Origin of the sequence: Pseudomonas sp. P105, from assembly GCF_032614175.1 — a bacterium.
In the GTDB taxonomy this organism is placed as follows: Bacteria; Pseudomonadota; Gammaproteobacteria; order Pseudomonadales; family Pseudomonadaceae; genus Aquipseudomonas; species Aquipseudomonas rhizophila.
Genome location: NZ_CP126693.1, coordinates 1,985,935 through 2,007,794 on the forward strand (window position 1 = coordinate 1,985,935; position 21,860 = coordinate 2,007,794).

At 59.6% G+C, this 21,860-nt stretch carries 13 protein-coding genes, 1 other RNA gene and 1 pseudogene; 11 read left to right on the forward strand and 4 right to left on the reverse strand.

What is annotated here, in order from left to right; translation table 11 throughout:
• The 5 genes and pseudogenes from smc to QOM08_RS29055 form a co-directional block, all read left to right on the forward strand.
• Positions 1-3,489 (forward strand): chromosome segregation protein SMC, encoded by a 3,489-nt coding sequence (gene smc, locus QOM08_RS08935; RefSeq protein WP_316912839.1) that lies wholly within the window; start codon positions 1-3, stop codon positions 3,487-3,489.
• 258 nt (positions 3,490-3,747) lie between these two features.
• Positions 3,748-4,593 (forward strand): cell division protein ZipA, encoded by an 846-nt coding sequence (gene zipA, locus QOM08_RS08940; RefSeq protein WP_047227166.1) that lies wholly within the window; start codon positions 3,748-3,750, stop codon positions 4,591-4,593.
• Between the two features lie 172 nt (positions 4,594-4,765).
• Positions 4,766-7,123, forward strand: a complete 2,358-nt coding sequence (gene ligA / locus QOM08_RS08945; RefSeq protein WP_316912840.1) for an NAD-dependent DNA ligase LigA — start codon at positions 4,766-4,768, stop codon at positions 7,121-7,123.
• Between the two features lie 874 nt (positions 7,124-7,997).
• The gene (locus tag QOM08_RS08950) at positions 7,998-8,261 is read left to right on the forward strand and encodes a hypothetical protein (RefSeq protein ID WP_316912841.1); all 264 of its coding nucleotides are present in this window, start codon (positions 7,998-8,000) and stop codon (positions 8,259-8,261) included.
• 288 nt (positions 8,262-8,549) lie between these two features.
• Positions 8,550-8,690: pseudogene (locus QOM08_RS29055) on the forward strand (hypothetical protein); the annotation flags it as partial.
• A gap of 452 nt (positions 8,691-9,142) precedes the next feature.
• Here QOM08_RS29055 and QOM08_RS08955 read toward each other — a convergent pair.
• Both QOM08_RS08955 and QOM08_RS08960 read right to left on the reverse strand, forming a co-directional pair.
• Positions 9,143-9,394 carry a hypothetical protein gene (locus QOM08_RS08955; RefSeq protein ID WP_316912842.1) on the reverse strand — a complete coding sequence of 84 codons (252 nt, stop codon included), beginning with the start codon at positions 9,392-9,394 and terminating at the stop codon, positions 9,143-9,145.
• Between the two features lie 486 nt (positions 9,395-9,880).
• Positions 9,881-13,924, reverse strand: a complete 4,044-nt coding sequence (locus tag QOM08_RS08960; protein WP_316912843.1) for a YncE family protein — start codon at positions 13,922-13,924, stop codon at positions 9,881-9,883.
• A 277-nt stretch (positions 13,925-14,201) separates the two neighbouring features.
• Between QOM08_RS08960 and QOM08_RS08965 the strand changes: the two genes are divergently transcribed.
• The 4 genes from QOM08_RS08965 (at position 14,202) to QOM08_RS08980 (ending at position 16,393) form a co-directional block, all read left to right on the forward strand.
• Positions 14,202-15,362 (forward strand): putative zinc-binding metallopeptidase, encoded by a 1,161-nt coding sequence (locus tag QOM08_RS08965; protein ID WP_047227169.1) that lies wholly within the window; start codon positions 14,202-14,204, stop codon positions 15,360-15,362.
• A 147-nt stretch (positions 15,363-15,509) separates the two neighbouring features.
• An RNA gene (ffs, locus tag QOM08_RS08970) (signal recognition particle sRNA small type) lies at positions 15,510-15,606 on the forward strand.
• 258 nt (positions 15,607-15,864) lie between these two features.
• Positions 15,865-16,110 carry a type II toxin-antitoxin system ParD family antitoxin gene (locus tag QOM08_RS08975; protein ID WP_047227170.1) on the forward strand — a complete coding sequence of 82 codons (246 nt, stop codon included), beginning with the start codon at positions 15,865-15,867 and terminating at the stop codon, positions 16,108-16,110.
• Positions 16,103-16,393 carry a type II toxin-antitoxin system RelE/ParE family toxin gene (locus QOM08_RS08980; protein ID WP_316912844.1) on the forward strand — a complete coding sequence of 97 codons (291 nt, stop codon included), beginning with the start codon at positions 16,103-16,105 and terminating at the stop codon, positions 16,391-16,393. The genes QOM08_RS08975 and QOM08_RS08980 overlap by 8 nt, the downstream gene beginning before the upstream one ends.
• 105 nt (positions 16,394-16,498) lie before the next feature.
• On the opposite strand, the gene QOM08_RS08985 is transcribed toward QOM08_RS08980, so the two are convergent.
• Entirely contained in the window at positions 16,499-16,813 is a 315-nt protein-coding gene (locus tag QOM08_RS08985; protein ID WP_047227171.1) for a helix-turn-helix domain-containing protein, read from the reverse strand.
• A gap of 338 nt (positions 16,814-17,151) precedes the next feature.
• Between QOM08_RS08985 and QOM08_RS08990 the strand changes: the two genes are divergently transcribed.
• The gene (locus QOM08_RS08990) at positions 17,152-18,894 is read left to right on the forward strand and encodes a putative bifunctional diguanylate cyclase/phosphodiesterase (RefSeq protein ID WP_160891995.1); all 1,743 of its coding nucleotides are present in this window, start codon (positions 17,152-17,154) and stop codon (positions 18,892-18,894) included.
• On the opposite strand, the gene QOM08_RS08995 is transcribed toward QOM08_RS08990, so the two are convergent.
• Positions 18,846-19,613, reverse strand: coding sequence for a substrate-binding periplasmic protein (locus tag QOM08_RS08995; protein ID WP_316912845.1), 768 nt, complete (start codon positions 19,611-19,613; stop codon positions 18,846-18,848). The two genes, QOM08_RS08990 and QOM08_RS08995, sit on opposite strands and share 49 nt — an antisense overlap.
• Positions 19,614-19,756: 143 nt before the next feature.
• Between QOM08_RS08995 and dnaX the strand changes: the two genes are divergently transcribed.
• Entirely contained in the window at positions 19,757-21,817 is a 2,061-nt protein-coding gene (gene dnaX, locus QOM08_RS09000; RefSeq protein WP_274090250.1) for a DNA polymerase III subunit gamma/tau, read from the forward strand.
• Positions 21,818-21,860: the final 43 nt, after the last annotated feature.

A 21,860-nucleotide genomic window follows, 5' to 3' on the forward strand; every position in this document is an offset into this window, starting at 1 on the left:
GTGCGGCTCAAGTGCATCAAACTGGCGGGGTTCAAATCCTTCGTCGACCCGACCACGGTGAACTTCCCCAGCAACATGGCGGCGGTGGTCGGGCCCAACGGTTGCGGCAAGTCGAACATCATCGACGCCGTACGCTGGGTGATGGGCGAGAGCTCGGCCAAGAACCTGCGCGGCGAGTCGATGACCGACGTCATCTTCAACGGCTCCACCAGTCGCAAACCGGTGAGCCAGGCGAGCATCGAGCTGGTGTTCGACAATTCCGACGGCACCCTGATTGGCGAGTACGCGGCCTACGCGGAAATCTCCATCCGCCGCAAAGTGACCCGCGACAGCCAGAACAGTTATTTCCTCAACGGCGCCAAGTGCCGACGTCGCGATATCACCGATATTTTCCTCGGCACCGGCCTCGGCCCGCGCAGCTATTCGATCATCGAGCAGGGCATGATCTCCAAGCTGATCGAGGCCAAGCCCGAAGACCTGCGCAACTTCATCGAAGAAGCCGCCGGCATCTCCAAGTACAAGGAGCGGCGCCGCGAGACCGAAAACCGCATCCGTCGCACCCACGAAAACCTGGCCCGCCTGACCGACCTGCGCGAAGAACTCGAACGCCAGCTCGAGCGCTTGCACCGCCAGGCCGAAGCCGCCAAGAAATATCAGGAATACAAAGGCGAAGAACGTCAGCTCAAGGCCCAGCTTTCAGCCCTGCGCTGGCAGGCGCTGAACGAGCAGGTCGGCCAGCGCGAGGCGATCATTGGCAATCAGGAAGTCAGCTTTGAAGCCCTGGTGGCCGAGCAGCGCAATGCCGACGCCGCCATTGAGCGCCTGCGTGACGGCCACCACGACCTGTCCGAACGCTTCAACCTGGTGCAAGGGCGCTTCTATTCGGTGGGTGGCGACATCGCCCGGGTCGAACAGAGCATCCAGCACGGTCAGCAACGGCTGCGCCAGCTGCAGGATGATTTGAAAGAGGCCGAGCGCGCGCGCCTGGAAACCGAATCCCACCTGGGCCACGACCGCACGTTGCTGCTGACCCTGGGCGAAGAACTGGACCGGCTCACGCCCGAGCAGGAACTCACCAGCGCCGCCGCCGAAGAGGCTGCCGCCGCCCTGGAAGAAGCCGAGCTGAGCATGCATGGCTGGCAAGAGCAGTGGGACAGTTTCAACCTGAGCTCTGCCGAGCCGCGGCGTCAGGCCGAAGTCCAGCAGTCGCGCATCCAGCAACTGGAAGCCAGCATGGAACGCCTAGCCGAGCGTCAGCGCCGTTTGGCCGAAGAGCGCGCCTTGCTCGCGGCGGACCCTGAAGACGCGGCGATTGTCGATCTGAGCGAACAACTGGCTGCCAGCGAAGCCACCCTTGAAGACTTGCAAGCCAGCGAAGATGCCCAGGTTGAACGGCTCGAGCAACTGCGCCAGGCCTTGCAACTGGCTCTGCAGAATCAGCAGCAGGCCCAGGGCGAATTGCAGCGCCTCAATGGCCGTCTGGCTTCGCTGGAGGCCTTGCAGCAAGCGGCGCTGGACCCCGGCACCGGCGCTGCCGAATGGCTGCGCGACCAGCATCTGGCCGAGCGTCCGCGACTGGCCGAAGGCCTGAAGGTCGATGCCGGTTGGGAACTGGCGGTGGAAACCGTGCTGGGCGCCGATCTGCAAGCGGTGCTGGTGGATGACTTCGCAGGCTTCAATCTGTCGGGCTTCACCCAGGGCGATCTGCGCCTGCTCAGCCCGGCTGGCGATGGCGTGCGGATGCCGGGCAGCTTGCTGGATAAAGTCGAGGCCCAGGTCGACCTGTCTCCCTGGTTGGGGCAGGTGAAACCGGTGGACAGCCTTGAACAGGCCTTGGCCCTGCGCGGACAACTGGCGGCCGGGGAAAGCCTGATCAGCCGGGATGGCTATTGGGTCGGTCGGCATTTCCTGCGGGTGTGCCGGGCCAGCGAAGCCGAGAGCGGCATGCTTGCCCGGGGCCAGGAAATCCAGCGCCTGAGCGCTAAGCGTGAAGAGCGCGAAGCGAGCGTCGAAGCCCTGGAAACCGAATTACAGAATCTGCGGGCGCAACAGCGCCAGCAGGAGAATGGTCGCGAACACTTGCGTCGGCTGTTGCAGGACGAAGCACGCCAGCAGGGCGAACTCAAAGCGCAGTTGTCCGCCGGCAAGGCCAAGGTTGAACAACTGGCCTTGCGCCGCACGCGCCTTGAGGAAGAAATCGCCGAGCTGGGCGAGCAACGGGCGCTGGAGCATGAGCAGATCGGTGAAGCGCGCCTGCAACTGCAGGAAGCCCTCGATGCCATGGCCGTGGACACCGAGCAGCGCGAGTTGCTGCTGGCTCAGCGCGACAGTCTGCGCGAACGCCTCGACCGGGTGCGCCAGGATGCCCGCCAGCATAAGGATCACGCCCATCAGTTGGCGGTGCGCCTGGGCTCGCTCAAGGCCCAGTACGATTCCACGCGCCAGGCGTTGGAGCGGCTGGAAATGCAGTCCGAACGCCTGACCGAAAAACGCGAGCAATTGAGCCTGAACCTGGAAGAGGGCGAAGCGCCGCTGGAAGAGTTGCGCCTCAAACTCGAAGAGTTGCTCGACAAGCGCATGAGCGTTGATGAAGAACTCAAGACTGCGCAAATTGCCCTGGAAGACGCCGACCGCGAACTGCGCGACGCCGAAAAGCGTCGTAGCCAGGCCGAACAGCAATCCCAGCTGATCCGCAGCCAGATGGAACAGCAACGCATGGAATGGCAGGCCCTGACGGTGCGCCGCAAAGCCTTGCAGGACCAATTGCTGGAAGACGGCTACGACCTCGACGGCGTGCTCGCCACGTTGCTGGCCGGGGCCAACGAGAAAGACGCCGAAGAAGAGCTGGAACGCATCGCCGCGCGCATTCAGCGTCTGGGCGCTATCAACCTGGCGGCCATCGACGAGTACCAGCAGCAGTCCGAGCGCAAGCGCTATCTGGATGCCCAGAACGACGATCTGGTGGAAGCGTTGCAGACCCTGGAAAACGTCATCCGCAAGATCGACAAGGAAACCCGTAATCGCTTCAAGGATACCTTTGATCAGATCAACGGCGGTTTGCAGGCACTTTTCCCGAAAGTTTTCGGTGGCGGCAGCGCTTACTTGGAACTGACGGGCGAAGATTTACTCGATACAGGGGTGACCATCATGGCGCGTCCCCCGGGCAAGAAGAACAGCACCATCCATTTGCTCTCCGGGGGTGAAAAAGCGCTGACGGCATTGGCCCTGGTTTTTGCCATTTTCAAATTGAACCCGGCGCCGTTCTGCATGCTCGATGAGGTGGACGCGCCGCTGGACGACGCCAACGTGGGGCGTTACGCGCGGCTGGTAAAAGAGATGTCTGAGACTGTGCAGTTCATCTACATCACCCACAACAAGATCGCCATGGAAATGGCCGACCAGTTGATGGGCGTGACCATGCATGAGCCGGGTTGCTCGCGTCTGGTGGCGGTGGATGTGGAGGAGGCGATGGCGATGGTGGACGCGTGAAACACTGCTTGTAGGGCATCTATTTAGGATGCTGTAGGATTTTTTTGAGGCTTGGGCTTGTCGTTCAATTCACAGAATGGCGCAAGCCTATGCGACAGACGGTGTAAAGTTATCTTTGGTCGTGCTAGTTTAATGTCAATTTTTCGTATGCGTGGGCAAAACGCCATTCAGAACATAGAGTTGGCGCCACGTTTTAAAGCGGTTTGCACATAGCTAAGCCCCTTATTTTTCAGCATTTTTATAGAGGCACGGGATTACATGGAAATCGGTCTGCGCGAGTGGCTGATCGTCATCGGCATTATTGTCATTGCCGGTATTCTTTTCGACGGCTGGCGCCGCATGCGCGGCGGCAAGGGGAAACTCAAGTTTCGCCTCGACCGCAGCCTGTCGAACCTGCCGGATGACGATGGCAATGCCGAGCTGTTGGGCCCGCCCCGGGTGCTGGATACCCATAAGGAGCCGCAACTGGATGAGCATGACCTGCCGTCGATGAGCGCACCAGTGCGCGAGCCACGGGAAACGGGTTCCAAGCGCGGCAAGCGCAACAGCGAACCGTCCCAGGGCGACCTGAACCTCAATCTCGACCTGGACGGCGGCCCGAGCTTCAGCAGCCGCGACGACGACTTCCCGGACGAGAACAAACCCGTGCGCGGCGACAAGGACCAGGCCCAGGCCGAGGAAGTGCTGGTGATCAGCGTGATCTGCCGCGACCCGGCCGGCTTCAAGGGCCCGGCGCTGTTGCAGAACATCCTGGAGAGCGGCCTGCGTTTTGGCGAGATGGACATTTTCCACCGCCATGAAAGCATGGCCGGCAACGGCGAGGTGCTGTTCTCCATGGCCAACGCGGTCAAGCCAGGCGTGTTCGACCTGGACGACATCGACCATTTCAGCACCCCGGCGGTGAGCTTCTTCCTCGGCCTGCCCGGCCCGCGTCATCCCAAGCAGGCCTTTGACGTGATGGTGGCCGCGGCGCGCAAGCTGTCCCAGGAACTCAACGGCGAGCTGAAGGACGACCAGCGCAGCGTGCTGACCGCCCAGACCATCGAACACTACCGCCAGCGCATCGTCGAATTCGAACGCCGGGCGCTGACCCAGAAGCGCTGAGCGATGACACAGGCTCTCCCTGGCCAGAGAGCTTCTTGCGGCAGGAGAGCTTTTGTGGCGAGGGAGCTTGCTGTGGCGAGGGAGCTTGCTCCCGCTGGGGTGCGAAGCACCCCCCATGTTTTGAGAAAATTGAGCAGCCTAGGCTGCTCTTTTGCTTTATGAGAGAACATCCATGACTGCCGTCCAAACCCGCATCCAACAGTTGCGTACCGAGCTGGATCAGCACAACTACCGCTACCACGTCCTCGACGAACCGAGCATCCCGGACGCCGAGTACGACCGCCTGTTCCATGAGCTCAAGGCCCTGGAAGAGCAGCATCCGGAGCTGGTGACCAGCGACTCCCCGACCCAGCGTGTCGGCAGTGTTGCACTGTCGGCCTTCAGCCAGGTCCGCCACGAAATCCCGATGCTCAGCCTGGGCAATGCCTTCGACGAAACCACCATGCGTGAATTCGACCGCCGGGTGACCGAAGGCCTCGACCTGCCCATGGGCGACTTGCTGGGCGGTGGCGCGGCGGTGGAGTACAGCTGTGAGCCGAAGCTCGACGGCCTGGCGGTCAGCCTGCTGTACCAGGACGGCCTGCTGGTGCGCGGCGCCACGCGCGGCGACGGCACCACCGGCGAAGACATCAGCGTTAACGTGCGCACGGTGCGCAACATCCCCCTCAAGTTGCAGGGCAGTGGCTGGCCGCCGGTGCTGGAAGTGCGCGGCGAGGTATACATGTCCAAGGCCGGCTTCGAGCGTCTCAACGCCACGCAACTGGAGGCGGGCGGCAAGACCTTCGCCAACCCGCGCAACGCGGCCGCGGGCAGCCTGCGCCAGCTGGATTCGAAGATCACCGCCAATCGTCCGCTGGAATTCTGCTGTTACGGCATCGGCCAGGTGACGGCGGACATTGCCGACACCCACATCGGCAATCTCAAGCAGCTCAGGGCCTGGGGTCTGCCCATCAGCCGCGAACTGAAACTGGCCCACGGCATCGACGAGTGCCTGGATTACTACCGTGACATCGGCGAGCGGCGTAACGCGCTGCCATACGAAATCGATGGCGTGGTGTTCAAGGTCAACAGCATCGCCTCCCAGCGCGAACTGGGTTTCCGCGCCCGGGAACCGCGCTGGGCCATCGCCCATAAATTCCCGGCCAGCGAAGAACTCACCGAACTGTTGGACGTCGAGTTCCAGGTCGGCCGCACCGGCGCCGTGACACCCGTGGCGCGGCTCAAGCCGGTCAAGGTAGCCGGTGTGACCGTGGCCAACGCCACGCTGCACAACATGGACGAAGTGGCGCGCCTGGGCCTGATGATCGGCGACACGGTGATTATCCGCCGCGCCGGTGATGTGATCCCGCAAGTGGTGCAAGTGGTCACCGAGCGTCGCCCGGAAAACGCCCGTCCCGTTGAAATCCCGCAACAGTGCCCGGTGTGTGGCTCCCATGTGGAGCGTACGCAGCTGGTCAAGCGCAGCAAGGGTCGTGAAACCATCAGCGAAGGCGCGGTGTACCGCTGCGTTGGTCGTCTGGCCTGTGGTGCGCAGCTCAAGCAGGCAATCATTCATTTCGTGTCGCGCCGGGCCATGGACATCGAAGGCCTGGGCGAGAAGAGCGTCGAACAGTTGGTGGACGAGGGGCTGGTGGGCTCGCCTGCGGATCTGTATGCCCTGACCTTCGAGCAAGTGGTCGACCTGGAAGGCTTCGCCGAACTGTCGAGCAAGAACCTGTTGGCGGCCATCGTCGACAGCAAGAAGCCGAGCCTGGCGCGCTTCATCTACGCCCTCGGCATCCCGGACGTGGGCGAGGAAACCGCCAAGGTCCTGGCCCGCTCCCTCGGCTCACTGGAGCGTGTGCAAGCGGCCTTGCCGCAAGTGCTCACGTACTTGCCGGACGTCGGCCTGGAAGTGGCCCACGAGATCCACAGCTTCTTCGAAGACTCGCACAACCGCCAGGTGATCGAGGGCTTGCTGCGCCATGGCCTGGATATCCAGGACCAGGGTGAACTGGGCGCCGAGTTCTCCGCCAGCACCACCCTGGGCGGTTTCCTGGACAAGCTGAACATTCCCTCGGTCGGGCCGGGCGGGGCGCAGAAGCTGGCGGACAAGTTCGGTTCGCTCGAAGCGGTGATGAACGCCGACTGGCTGGACATGCGCCAGGCCCTGCCGGAAAAACAGGCCAACGCCGTGCGCGAGTTCTTCGCCATCGCCGCCAACCGCCAACAAGCCGAAGCCGCCGAGAAGCAACTGCAGGCCTTCGGCATGCACTGGCAGAGCGAGAAAAAAGTCGTCGAAGGTTTGCCCGAAGCCGGGCACACCTGGGTGCTGACCGGATCGCTGGAGTTGATGAGCCGCGATGTCGCCAAGGACAAACTGGAAAGCCTGGGGGCCAAGGTGGCCGGTTCCGTGTCGGCGAAAACCCATTGCGTCGTCGCCGGGCCTGGGGCGGGGTCGAAGCTGACCAAGGCCAATGAGCTGGGGCTGAAAGTGCTGGATGAAGAAGCGTTTGTCGCGTTTCTCGGCCAGCATGGCATCACGGTCTAGTCAGGTCGCCAGGAAACTCGGATTCATTGTGGCGAGGGGATTTATCCCCGCTCGCAACAGTCGCAAACCGGCTGGCACAGCCTACCTATTGCATCCTGTGCCTGGTTTGAGAGCCGCTTCGCAGCCCAGCGGGGATAAATCCCCTCGCCACAGGGTTTTGTTGAGGTTGGCGAGCAGGCATTTGGTGTCGATGCTGTTAACGACGGTGAAGAGTTGACCGGGTGCAGGATCAGCCTCGAGTCGGGCGGTGCTTTGAACATGGTGATGCTGCTATGTGATGGAGCCACCAAGACCTGTCGCTAAACAGAAATGGCGGCGGCTACATACGTTTAGCGAGCTGGTCATAGGCACCCGGCAGAGCCGAAGGTTTCCCACATACAGCCGCCACAGCATCCTTGCAGTTAGACCTGCAACGAAGCATGGACCTCTTATACAACTACAATGATCCGGGTCGCTAAACCCGATCTCTGATTTGTCAGCGACCTGGAAACGATAAGGCCCGGGCCATAGGCTTATAAGCCGGCGATTCTGGCGCAGCTGTAGGCAGTGGCGTAAGGCGGCGTAGCCCGAGGGTGAAGGATGTGGTGGGGTGCAGTTTCGGCAAAATCGGGGCTATGAAAGCGAGTTTCCTCGCTCTCATAGGATGTATCTCTGGTAAATAAATGTGCCCCCTTATTTTCGAATGCATAAAAGCCATGACAAATCTACTGTTAAGTCTGACAGTAGATTCGGCACATTTTAAAAAATACAATTGGTACGACCTTGAGTTGATGAGGCAGACGGCGATCGCTCAGAAGTATCGATCAAGGCTAAAAAATCTTTCTCAAACAGAGAAAGCCTTCTTAAATAATTGACATCAAGAAGAGGTGTTAATATGCCAGCTCCACTGGAAATTGATATTAATATTGTAGGTGGGCCACACGCTTGGATCCCTCATGATTCTCCACACCGCGAGATTCTTATAGCTGCGCAGAACGGCGAAAATATTCTTGTTACAGTCAATGGAGAGATATATTTCGGAACCGTAACCGGTAAATATTACATAGATACCGCTGATCAGTCGTGGGTGCTATCTCTCTCTATGGTGCAAAGCGGAGTTCCGGCTGATATTGAAAGGATACAAAAGAAACTTGCTTAAATGCCATGGGCTCCAAGTTGTCGGCATGCGGCTTATTTATAGAATCATTCTCCAGCGTCGTAAAGGAGCGCGAGTCCGGAGATCTTGCGCTCCTGCTCCACCACCCGTACTCTCCTGCTGGGCGCTCACCATTCTGCGCCACTCCATTTTTCGCGTGCTTTCAAGCTCATAAAATTGGAGGTCGTTTCACTGAGCTATATGACAAAACTCGCCTTCTACGATCGGGAGATGAGCCAAGTTTGCATATTGCAGATGCCCTAGCGTTTTTCCGTTGCGAGATGATTTATCGATGTCGCCAAGGACAAGCTGGAGAGTCTGGGGACCAAGGTGGCCGGGCTGGGGGCGGGGTCGAAGCTGAGCAAGCCCAATGAGCTGGGGCTCAAGGTGTTGGATGAAGAAGCGTTTGTCGCGTTTCTCGGCCAGCACGGCACACGGTCTAGTCAAGTCGCCAGGAAACTCGGATCCATTGTGGCGAGGGGATTTATCCCCGCTCGACTGCGCAGCAGTCGCAAACCGGTTGGCACGGCCTACCCGTTGCATCGTGGCGCCTGGTTTGAGGGCCGCTTCGCAGCCCAGCGGGGATGGTCGAGGGCGCACTCGGCGGCTTCGTCGATTTTTTTAGTGGCGGCGGTTTTGTGTGGGGGGGGCGGATCGGTGTTCAGTGGGTTGGGGGTTGCTTTGAATATGGTGATGCTCCTATGGGGTGGAGCCACCAAGGCCTGTCGCTAGACAGAAAATGGTGGCGACTGCACGCAGGTTAGTGGTCATCCTTGCTCCATGAAAAATGACCTTGTAGTCGTGGGTTGTTGCTTCCTTCGTTTGCAGGTAGGCCGTGTTAATAGTTTGCCTGCGAAGTTAACGGGCAAAAATTTTCCTCGGATTTAGAAGCGGCTTAGGACGATTTGGAACATCCAGTCTGAATCATCCGGATCTTCATATGATCTAGAAGCAAAACCTCGTGCCGCTACCTTTCCAGAAAGTCTCTTGTCTCCCTGCATAAAGTCAATCACGTCACCAACTTGGGCGCCGAGCAGTAGTTCACGGTAATTTTCATCGGGCGGGATATAGATCTGCGCTTGGTCAGGATAATCAGAAACGTTAAAGTCAACTACAGTGCGAAATGGCTTGGCCATGAAAAGCTACCTCTTGCGATCGCTTTTAGTAGAGTTTCCCTGGCCTTAATCGGTGCTACCGAGTGCGAACAGCCTTTCTCAACCATCAAGGAGATACTGATTTTAAGGGGAAGATTCGGGGCTGCCTGCTGTCAGGTTTGACAGTAGACGAGTTCTTGTTTCTATGATTGTTAGTAGCGTCCCCAGTGCATGGAGCAAACAATAAAAACTCATCACCGCCCGGTCTATCAGTCGCTAAAGACCGTGCCTGGGCTTCTTCGATATCCCAGGTCGCTCCCAAAGGCCTGCGGCATGGGCACTTGTGGGAGCTTTCAAGATCATGAGGTTGGGCGGGTAGAGTGAGGGGAGCACAACCAGACTGTGTGAAAACCAATACTCACAAGCGAGAGAAAGCTGGTGCAGTCGTAGGTAATGGCGCAAGGCAGTGTAGCCGCGAAAATGAGTGCGCACCCTTCCCAGCTCGCGGCGACGTCTGATATCCGTATATTAGCCGGCCGCGAGCACCAAAAGCTTATTGCTACTGAAAAGGCTGACATAAACCCGTGTGCCGTTTGGGCTGACCGCAATTCCGGTGGGTTCCGCCTCTAACAAAGTGCTCGTCAATACCTCGTTCGTGGCGGTATCGATTACCCAAATCGTGCCGCTGGCATTCCCCACACCGCACACATAAGCGCGGGTATTGTCAGGGCTGACGGCCACTTCATTTGGGCTGTTGCCAACAGGGATGTTGACCAGCACTCTATGTGTCGCAGTTTCAATTACTGAGACTGTGTGGCTCTCAGTGTTGCAGATATAGGCGCGCCTACCGTCCGGGCTAATGGCAACCCCTTTTGGGTTATTCCCTACTTGAATATTTGTCAATATGCTATTGGTTGTCGTGTCAATCACCACGACAGTACTGTTTTGCTGGCTACAGACATATCCAAAGTTGCCCACTTGGCTGATGGCAATTCTACGGGGTAATGCTGGCATCGGAATGACCGCCGCTATTGTTGTCGTCGCCGCGTCAATCACCACGACAGCATTAACATGAGAACCCGACCCTCTGCAGGCATAAACGCGGGAGCTGTTCGAGTTGACCGCAATTCCGTATGACTCAGATACAACCACGGTGTCAATCATCCGATTCGCTATCATGTCAAACACAACAACGAGGTGATGTGTGGTAGCGCTGAAGTAACCGCGACTGCCGTCCGGACTGACAGCAATTTGCACTGGACGGAGTCCTGACCAAATAGGTACTTCCATCCTACCGGTTGCCGCATCAATCACCGAGACCGTTTGCTTTAGATCATAATTGCATACATATAGGTAGGCGCCGTCAGGGCGAACAGCTACTCCCATTGGGCTACTGACCGCAATACTGTCTATGAGCTCCAGTGCCGCAATAGTCACCGATGCCGTGGCGGACTGAGAGCCACTGGTGGCAATCAAGCTGTATACGTTTGGAATGGTATGGCCTTTCACGCCGCTGACTGTGGCGGTGCCGTCCGTGCCGGTTGTGAATTCACGCGGACCACTGGCGCCGTCGGCATAAGTGAAGCCGCTCGGAAGGGTCAGAGTGACTTTGCCGTTTGGGACGGGAGCGCCACCTTCGCGGCTGAGCAGCAGAATGATGTCCTTGAGTTGTCCCCCAGGTACAGTGCGATAGGGCTCATTGGTGAAGGAGGGGAACGCCAGGGGCACAGGGATGCCTACGCTCATATTGAATGCTTGAGACGGCCCGGTGATATTTCCATTGCGATCACGCAGGTAGGTCACGCGGACATCCGTACCCACGAATCGTTGGACGTCAGCCGAAGGAATCGGGAAGCGTAAGTAGTTATTGGAAATATCTCCCGTTGTATAGGGTTTGGCTGGAGAGCGGTATTCGGCAACGACACCGTTTTTATCTGTCCAGATCACCACGACTAGGTCGCCGACCAGCAGCGCATCGCCGGGAACACGAGTCCAGATTTGCGCTTGGGAGGGGTCGAGCACACCGCCCTCGGGTACACCCTCTACGCCGGGTGGAGGCAGTGTCTCGGGGAGGGCCTTGACGACATAGGTCCGCAATGGAAAGGCAACAGCCTCGCTCTGGTTGCTGCTGCGATCGAAAGTAACCTCCAGCACCACCTTGAGCTCAGAGCCATCGCGCAGCTTTTCTAGCTCGCTGCGCAACAGCGCTTTAGAGAGGCCGGCCGTTACTTCGCTCGAAATAACCGCTGAGCTGGTGTAAAGCGTAATCGTATAGTCCGAACCATTCTGCGCAGTACCTTCAACACGCAACCACACACGCTGTCCCGCCGCGATTAACGGCCACGGCGCGACAGTGACGCGGGCATCGCCGGTAAAGCTACCCAGATCGAGCACACTGCCAATGCCGCTTTGTGCCGCCTGCGGAATCAGCGGCATGCCAAGACTGGCCTCGGGTATGGCCTGCACCGCCAGATTAAGCGAAGCCGACGGCGGCGATTCACCGTCGCGAGTCACGGTATAGGTCACCGTCACCGGCTTGCCCAGGTTGAAGGCAATCACCGAAACCGGCATCGCAATTTCCCGATCAGGCGGCAGCACCTGCGCCGGAGTAGTGTAGGACCCACCTCCAGCAGTCCCCGCCCAGGTCACGCTGACTTGATCGCCCGGCTGCACCCCGTAATCCGGTATCACCACGGTCAGCTTGTCCTTGCCCGCCACCGGGTTTAATTGCTGAGTCGGTGCAGTACCGGTGGCTTCCTTGACGCTTGGCGCCGACAGGTTCATGGCTGCGCCAATGGTCAGCGAACGCACTCGCGAGTAGCGCGGCACTTCTGCGCCGCGCTTGAGGTAGTAGTCGACGTCCACCGTGCCGTTCAAGTTGTCGAGCACATAACGGTAAGCCACGGTGAACGGCACCGGGGCTCCCGCTGAGTTGGCATTGAGCGGCCGCTCGTCAACCGGCGCACTGATGCGCGAGCCTCTCCAGCGCAGCCCGATAATGTCATCGGGCACGGTGTCGGTGAAAGGAACAATGACATTGGCCCCCACATTGGGATTCACCTTCTCGGGGTCCAGCACATCGTTGCTGTCGGCCTCGATAACGTTGGGCTTTACCATTTCCGCTTGCCCGCTGCCCACGGACAGTTGCAGCTCCAAGGATTTACGTTGGCGATTGATCCAGTAATAAACCGTGAGCGAGCCGCCATCGAGTTTCTTGATTTCAACCTTGTTCACATTGCGCAGAACCGGTTGGCCATCCGCCTCCGAGCCGACGTAGGCGTTATCGTCGAAACTCGTTGGACTGTTGCTGGCGTCGAGGCCTTCAAACAGGATGTAGAGATGGTCGCCGGGCTGGCGACCTGGGTAATAGGGGATTGAGACGGTGTAGAAATTCAGGTCCGGGTCCAGGGCGCTGCCCGTTGCCTCGATAATGTCGGGTCTGGCCGGCTGCTGGATGTCGCCGACAACCGTCACGGAAGCATTGTTCGATGGACGATCTGTCTCGCCATTTCTGATCCGAACGTAGGACACCGACGCTCGGCCTTTGGCGATGGCGGCCACGTCTTCATTGGGGATCGAAAAGTCGTACTGGAACGGCACGTATTCGACGGTTTGATCAAGCGGCCCGACGATAACTTGCGAATCACCCTGTGCGGGGGTGCCGACCCAGGTCAGGCGCAGGGTATCGCCTTGAGCGTGATTGGCTGGATTGACGTACACCCGGCAAACGACGTCGGCGCCCGCCAGTTGTTCGAGGTCGATCACCCGAGTGGGGATGCCGTTGACCAGCACCAAGGGTGCATCAAGGCGGTTACCGTTCAGATCGACCACCACAGGGGTAGTGGCAGACCAGGGTGCACGTTCGTCGGGATAGTTGTTGCAGACATCCACCACCTGATAGGCAACGATGACCTCGCCGTCCTCTCCCTCCTCGATCTTCGTTCTGTCGACATGAATCGGGATATCGGTGTCCACCTCACCCGGCAGGACGGTGTGCTCCACCGTCGCCTTGCCCCAGGCCAGGTAAATGCGGTCGTTCTTGCGCATGTTTTCGTAGTGATGGATGGTGACCACCACCCCGGCGTCGGCTTCGATGGGGCCGACCCCGTTGTCGATAATCTCCTGGGGAAGGGTGTAGCGCAGGCCCGAATGCCCGGGTGTGGTCGGGTCAGCGTCATAGCCGCCGGGGCGATTAAGCTTGACCAGATACTTCTTCGGTGGCGAGTCCACGGGGGTTTGCGAGGGGCGTGTCACGCTGTAGAACACCGGGTTGGCATCGCCCTCGATGAGAAGGCCCGCGCTGAGAGGAATCCGCAACCGATCGGGGGGATTGTCATCAATGGTGGCGGTCCAGACCGGGTTTTGTGCGTTGTTCCAGTAGAAGGCAATCGCGTCCCCGTCGCCGTTGGGGAACCAGATATCGACGTAGCATTTCAACCCACCCTCGACCAGCCCGACCCCGATACCGCCGTCGTAGTCTTCGAAGGGAAGCGCTATGTTGGGGATGTACGGATCATCAAGGTTCAGTGGTTGGTTGTTGTCTGGCTCGGCAGGGTCGGATGACTTTTTCATGAAAATGCCCTTGCATCGGGTGTTCCGCCGCAGAGGGGGCGTGGCCTACAACCGGTGGGGTTATTAACGGGCGGATGGGGTGTTGCGTCTACTGTCAGGAATGACAGTTTGAAGGGGGGGAGCGGGACCGTTTATCGGTTAGTTAACAGAGCTGGCAAACTCAATGGGACGGCTGCAAGCTCCCTCGCCACGTTTTTATCGAGCGCCAGTGGCGCAGCATCCGGGAACGATCACGCACAGAGGGGGATCTAGTCTTGCAGGCCCCTGGGAGATCACCATGTACCGCTTCTTCGAGCAACTGAGTTCACGCATCGCCGCGCCCTTTACGGGCGATCGCTCGCGTAACAGCAAGATCTGGCCGTGTCGCTGCGGCCAGTCGCTGTTTTTTCGCAACAGCCAGTGCCTGGCCTGCCAGGCGGTGTTGGGCTATCAGCCCGAGCAAAGCCGCTTGTCGTCCCTGCAACCCGGCGAGCAGCCTGGCACCTGGACCCTGGATGCCGACCCACAAGCCGGGTTGTTTCGCCGTTGCGCCAACCTCGACACGCCGGCGGCCTGCAATTGGCTGCTGCCGGCCAATGGGCACGACACCTTGTGCATCGCCTGCAGCTTGAATCGCACCATTCCCGACCTGTCGATTCCGGAAAACCCCGAACGCTGGTGCAAGGTCGAAACCGCCAAGCGCCGGCTGGTGGCGCAATTGATCACCCTCGGTTTGCCTGTCATCCCAAAAACCGTCAGTGAAAGTGAGGGGCTGGCCTTCGATTTCATCGGCGTCGACCTCGATGGCACGCCTCCGACCACCGGCCACGCCAGCGGGCTGGTCACGCTCGACATCAAAGAGGCCGACGATGCCCACCGCGAGCATGTGCGCCAGCAGATGCGCGAGCCGTATCGCACTTTGCTCGGGCACTTTCGTCATGAGGTGGGGCACTACTACTGGGACCGGTTGATCGCCAACAGCCATTGGCTCGATGCATTTCGCGAGCAGTTTGGTGACGAGCGGGCCAGCTATTGCGATGCCCTGGAGCGTCACTATCAGCAAGGCGCGCCGCTGGACTGGCAAACCCACTACGTCAGCGCCTACGCCACCATGCATCCCTGGGAAGACTGGGCGGAAACCTGGGCGCATTACCTGCATATGATGGACGCGGTGGACACGGCCCTGGGTTTTGGTATGAGCGCCGGGGAAATGGATTTCGACTACCAGCCGTTCCCGCCCGAGACCTTGTTCGACCCCGAACATACGGGGGGCGTGGCCTTTCTTTCGTTCGTCAACGCCTGGATCGAACTGGCCGGCATGCTCAACGAACTGTCGCGCAGCATGGGCCAACCGGATTTCTACCCGTTCGTCGTACCCGCCGCGGTGATCACCAAGCTGCATTTCATCCATCTGGTGATTCAGGAGGAGGGCGGCCGGGCTGACGAGGTGCTGCTGTAACCGCCGACTTGTGGGAGCAAGCTTTGTTCTCACAGGCAAGTGCTTGAACATCTTCAGTTTTTTAATCCGGCGCGAACGGTTGTAACTTCTCGTCAGATAGGTACAATGGCGCGGCTCGCCGTCAGGCGGGCGTCGTTATGGTGACCCCATCGGTCCCCCCGCAACGATTACCCGTGAACCTGGTCAGATCCGGAAGGAAGCAGCCACAGCGGGAACATTGTGTGCCGGGGTGTGGCTGGTGGGGTTGCCTCCATAACGCCCAGGCCTTCGTTCGCAAGGTTTGTCGAATTTTCTTATCTACTTTGTTTGTTGATCGATTACCGGTCGATATTTTCTGCTGCCTGATGGAAAGCAAAGAGCTCCAGTGCGTTGCTGCGCAGTGGGGCTTTTTGACTGGAGGGGGCAAAGGATTTGCGTACGGGCCTTTGCAGTGCTCATTCTCGATATCGCACCAATAGTATGATAATTTTGCGTGAGTCGATCATTTTCCCGGAGGCTCATCATGGGTACCGTTCGAAAAACCATCACCGTCACCGACCAACAAGACGGCTGGATCAAGGCTCAGATCGAAGCGGGTCACTACACCAATGATAGCGAATACATTCGCGATCTGATTCGGCGCGAGCAGGAGCGTAGCGCTGAACTTGAGGCTATCCGGTCCGCCCTGAAAGAGGGTGAATCCAGTGGAAAACCTCAACCATTCGATCCCGATGCGTTCAAGAAGAGAATGCTGACAGCGCATGGCTGAATACCGCCTTACACCTGCCGCCGAGCGTGATCTTGAAATTGTCTGGACCTATACCGCCCAACGATGGGGCGTGGCGCAGGCCAATCGATACGTTGATACCATCATTGCGGCGTTTTCTGAACTGGCGCAGCAGCCTAAGATAGCTCCAGCCTGTGACCATGTTCGAACTGGTTATCGCCGACGTAGTGTCGAACGACACATGATTCACTTTCGGATCACGGCTTATGGGATTGCGGTGATTCGTGTCTTGCATGATCGGATGGATACACTTCGGAATTTGTGACAGTAGCCTTTCAATAGAGCCGGACAGCGAACAAGCAAAAAAGCCAAAGAGGAACCCGATCCGTCGCACACCGACAGCCCGGACTCCTCTTTTTTCATGCCTGCTTCAAGGCTTCGACAGTGCCTGGTCTACCGCCGCAATCAGCTTCCCCAGATCCTTCGCGGTGGCTCTGTGTATGACACCAAACAGGTACGCTCGCTGTTCGTCCTCATCGTCCATGTCGGCAAAAAATGCTTTGAGCTGCACATCCAGTTTGTCGGCAAGCAAGACCAAGGCTTCCATGCTCGGGGTGTAGGTGCCGGTTTCGAAGCGGCTGATGGTTTTGGGGTCAAAACCGGTTTTTTCGCCAAGTTCAGCCTGAGTAAGCCCCGCTACTTTGCGATAGCGTCTGATGGCCGGACCCAAACTTGAAATTTGCATCGCTTAATTCCCATTTAGAATCAAGAACTTAACGATAGATTTTTGCATTAGGCAACCGCATGATCCATCACCTTGCTTTGCAAAATGTGATGTGTTTCGTAGAATCGGCCTTTGGCACGGGCATTTGGTGACCTGCTTCAGAAGCCTGGATGTGCGAAAAAGGCGAGCCTTGCGTTTTCTTGTTGTACACAAGGCGACGCTTGGCGCCTTCAGGTAGCACCGCCACGGCCCGCGCTCCAGCGTATCTCAAGGTGTTTGAGCCTAGTTGATTTTTCGCCTGTCCTGGGGCGGTGCAACCGCGCGCGACAAATGAGCCTGACTCATGGATGACTGCTTCGATGGATAAGAAGTACCGCAGAGCCGTTGACGCCGCCGCGATTTTTTCTGAAACCGATCTGAGCGGGCGCATTACCTACGTCAACGACCAGTTCTGTAAGCTTTTTGGCTACCCGCGCGATGAGCTGTTGGGGGCTAACCATCGCCTGATCAACTCCGGCCAGCACCCGGACGAGTTCTTCAGCGCCATGTGGCGCACCATCGCCCTGGGGCAGGTCTGGAAGGGTGAGATCTGCAACCGGGCCAAGGACGGTACGCTGCATTGGGTCGATACCACTCTGGTGCCGGTGATCGACGATGCGACCGGTCAGATCGAGCGCTATCTGGCGATTCGTTTTGATGTCAGCGAGAAGCGTCAGTTGTTGCATTCGCTGCAATGGCGGGTCGGTCACGACGTGTTGACCGGGTTGCCCAACCGCACCTACCTGTCCGACCTGCTGGATCAGGCCCTGGAATTTTCCAGGGCGCAGAGCTTGCCCCTGGCGGTGTGCATGCTTGACCTGGATGGCTTCAAGGCTGTGAACGACGGCCACGGCCATGCCAGTGGTGACCAGTTGCTGGTGGAGGTCGCCCGGCGTCTGCGCAGCATCGTGCGGGGGGAGGATGTGGTGGCGCGGTTGGCCGGCGATGAGTTTGTGCTGGTACTGCGCCATGTATGCGGGCTTGAGGAATTGCATGCCGCGTTGAACCGGGTGCTGATTGCCGTCTCCATGCCGTATGCCATTGATGGCAAGGCCATCAAGGTTTTCGCCAGCATTGGCGTCACCCTGTTTCCCGGTGACAACGAAGACGCCGATACCTTGTTGCGCCACGCCGACCAGGCGATGTACGTGGCCAAGCAGAGCGGCCGCAATCGCTTTCATTTGTTCGACGTGTCCCGGGACCAGGAAGTGCGGGCCACTTACCAGACCGTCGAGCGGGTGCGGCAGGCCATGGCCGGCAACGAATTGCGCCTGCATTTTCAGCCCAAGGTCAACATGCGCCATGGCACGGTGGTGGGGCTCGAGGCGCTGCTGCGCTGGAAACACCCCCAACGGGGCCTGGTACCGCCCCGGGAGTTCCTGCCGCTGGTGGAGGAAACCGACCTGATCGTCGAGATCGGTGAGTGGGTCATGGAGCAGGTGCTGATTCAGTTGCAGCAATGGCAGCACGCGGGGCAAGTCTGGCCGGTGAGCATCAATATCTCGGCGCGGCATTTCCAGCGGGCAGATTTCGTCGAGCGGTTGCGGCAGGTGCTGCAACGGCACCCGGCGGTGTCGCCGCGCATGCTGGATCTGCAGATCGTTGAATCCTTGGCGGTGGAAAACCTTGCCCACGTCAGCGCCTGTCTCCAGGCGTGCCAGGCCTTGGGCGTGGGGTTTTCCCTGGGCGGTTTCGGCACGGGATACTGTTCGCTCAATGACCTCAAACACCTGCGCACGCAGACCATCAAGATCGACAAGACCTTTGTCCGCGACATACTCAATGACCGCGATGATCTGGCGCTGACCGAAGCGGTCATCGGTTTGGCCAGGGCGTTTGGGCGCCAGGTGGTGGCGGAGGGGCTGGACAGCCTGGAGCATGGTCAATTGCTGCTGCGCCTGGGCTGCGAAGTGGCCCAAGGCTATTTCATCGCCCGGCCCATGCCACCCGATCAGGTGCCTGGCTGGGTGAAAGGATTTGTTTCGCCGCCGCAATGGCAGCATCAGTCGGACGTTCAGGGCGAATCGGATCCGGCTTGCGGCGACTCTTTATGTCCGGTGTAGGACTGGATGATCGCGTCGATTTCCCCCGACGTTTTCATCTTCAATAAGGTGCGCAGAATGCGTTGGGCCGGAATGTTTTGATCATCGCGCACATAACAGCCCAGCCCGCGCTCCTGGAGAACCGCCACGGCACGCAGTTGCCGGTCTGGGGGATGTCGTTGATTGAACCAGTCCAGCGCCCATTGATTGCTCACCGCGTAGCGATAGCGCCCGGCCAGAAGCTTGGCCAGGACTTGTTCCTGGCTGCGTGCATCGTCACGTCGCAGATGCCCGCCGTCGAATAACGGCTGCAAGGTCGGGTAGGTATAGCTGAGGACGGTCCCGACCGGCTGGTGGGGCAGGGTGGCGGGCGTCACCACCTTGGGGGCGCTGGCCGTGCCCACCAGCACGTCGCGCTGGAAAAACAGCGGGACGCTCCACAGGTAATTGCCCCCCGTATCCTTTACCCACTCGGGGGTGACATAACACCGTACGTCGACTTCGCCGTGGTTCATGGCATTGTCCAGCCGGGCGCGGGCCAGCACATGAAACTGCGCCGGCATCCCCACCTGGGCCGCCAGGCGGGTCATTACGTCGGGGATGATACCCTGGATCGGGCGACCTTCTTCAGTCTGCACCATGGGCATGGCCCAGCTATCGGTAATGGCGAAACGCAACGGGATTTCGCCAGCAAAACACCCTGAACCCAATAACAGCAAAGCCCCCATGGCCGAACGCATAAACTCTCCTGATGGTGCAAAATCCTGTCGGCAACCAGGCCCCTGACCCAAGCTTAGACAGATTAGACGAGCACACCGGATGCAATTTCGCCCCTGCTCCGCTAGCATTAGCCGCTTCTGCTTTCCAGTGGCGATGGTTTTCGATGAGTTATCAGGTTCTTGCACGTAAATGGCGTCCGCGCTCGTTCCGCGAAATGGTCGGCCAGACCCATGTGCTCAAGGCCCTGATCAATGCCTTGGACAGCCAGCGGCTGCATCACGCCTACCTGTTCACCGGCACGCGCGGCGTCGGCAAGACGACCATCGCGCGGATCATCGCCAAGTGCCTGAACTGTGAGACCGGTATTACCTCGACGCCGTGTGGCGAGTGCTCGGTATGCCGGGAAATCGACGAAGGCCGTTTCGTCGACCTGATCGAGATCGACGCTGCCAGCCGCACCAAGGTCGAAGACACCCGTGAACTGCTCGACAACGTGCAGTACGCGCCAAGCCGTGGGCGCTTCAAGGTCTACCTGATCGACGAAGTGCACATGCTTTCCAGCCATTCCTTCAATGCGCTGCTCAAGACCCTTGAGGAGCCGCCGCCCTACGTCAAGTTCATCCTGGCGACCACCGACCCGCAGAAGCTTCCTGCAACGATTTTGTCCCGCTGCCTGCAGTTCTCCCTCAAGAACATGACCCCGGAGCGGGTGGTCGAGCATCTGACCCACGTGTTGGGTGTCGAGAATGTACCGTTCGAAGACGATGCGCTGTGGCTGCTGGGTCGCGCCGCCGATGGTTCGATGCGTGACGCCATGAGTCTGACCGACCAGGCCATTGCCTTTGGTGAAGGCAAGGTCATGGCCGCCGATGTGCGGGCCATGCTTGGCACCCTCGACCACGGCCAGGTCTACGACGTGTTGCATGCGCTGATCGACGGCGACGCCAAGGCGTTGCTCGAAGCGGTGCGTCACCTGGCCGAGCAGGGGCCGGACTGGAATGGCGTGCTATCGGAAATTCTCAACGTGTTGCACCGTGTCGCCATCGCCCAGGCTTTGCCCGAGGGTGTCGACAACGGTCATGGCGACCGCGATCGGGTGCTGGCACTGGCTCAGGCGCTGCCGGCCGAAGACGTGCAGTTCTACTACCAGATGGGGCTGATCGGTCGGCGCGACCTACCCCTGGCGCCGGATCCGCGCGGTGGTTTCGAAATGGTGCTGCTGCGGATGCTCGCGTTCCGGCCAGCCGACACGGACAACGCCCCGAGGCAACCGCTAAAGCCAGTGGGGATCAGCCAGGCCACAGCTGATTCCGCCAAGCCAGTGGCTGCCGCGCCCGTCGTTGCGCCGGCAGTGGCCTCTGCCCCGGCAGCGGTTGAGCAACCGGCCCCGGTGCCTGTCGTCGCGGCGCCTGAGCCCGAGCCTGTCGTCGAGGCGTTGCCGCAGCCGGTCGCTGAAGAAGTGGTCGACCTGCCCTGGAACGACCCGGTCGAGGCTCAGGTCGTCCAGCAGCCTGCCGTGGAACCGGTGCTGGAAACCGTCGCCGAGCAACCCGAGTTGCCACCGATGCCTATGCCCACGCCCGACAGCGTGGTACCCGACGCGCCCGAGTGGGTGGCTGCACCGGTGCCTGAGCCCACGGTGGCGGACGTTGATGTCGCCACGCCAGGCATGGACCTGGATGATGAGCCGCCACTGGACGAGGATTACATCGAGCCGGACATGGATTCGGCCTACAGCTATTTGGATGAACTGGCCAGCGAGCACGCCGCCGAGCCGGCCCCGGAGCCCGAGCCTGAACCGGCGGCGATGCCGGCTACCGGGCTGGCCCTGCAATGGCTGGAGCTGTTCCCGAAACTGCCGATTACCGGCATGACCGGCAGCATTGCCGCCAACTGCACGCTGATCTCCGTGGAGGGCGACCACTGGCTGCTGCACCTGGACCCGGCCCACAGCGCGCTGTTCAACGCCACGCAGCAGCGCCGTCTCAACGATGCACTGAACCAGTATCACCAGCGCACGCTGACGCTGAGCATCGAGCTGATCAAGCCTGAGCAGGAGACGCCGGCCCAGGCCGCGTCCCGCCGCCGTGCCGACCGTCAGCGCGAAGCCGAGGAGTCGATCCACGGTGATCCGTTCATCCAGCAAATGATGCAACAGTTCGGTGCCGTGGTCCGTCACGATACTATCGAACCTGTCGAGGCCCCGGTGACCCAGGGCTCATAACTGAAAGCGTCAGGCCGAACGGGCCGGGCGCGGTGTTTATCCA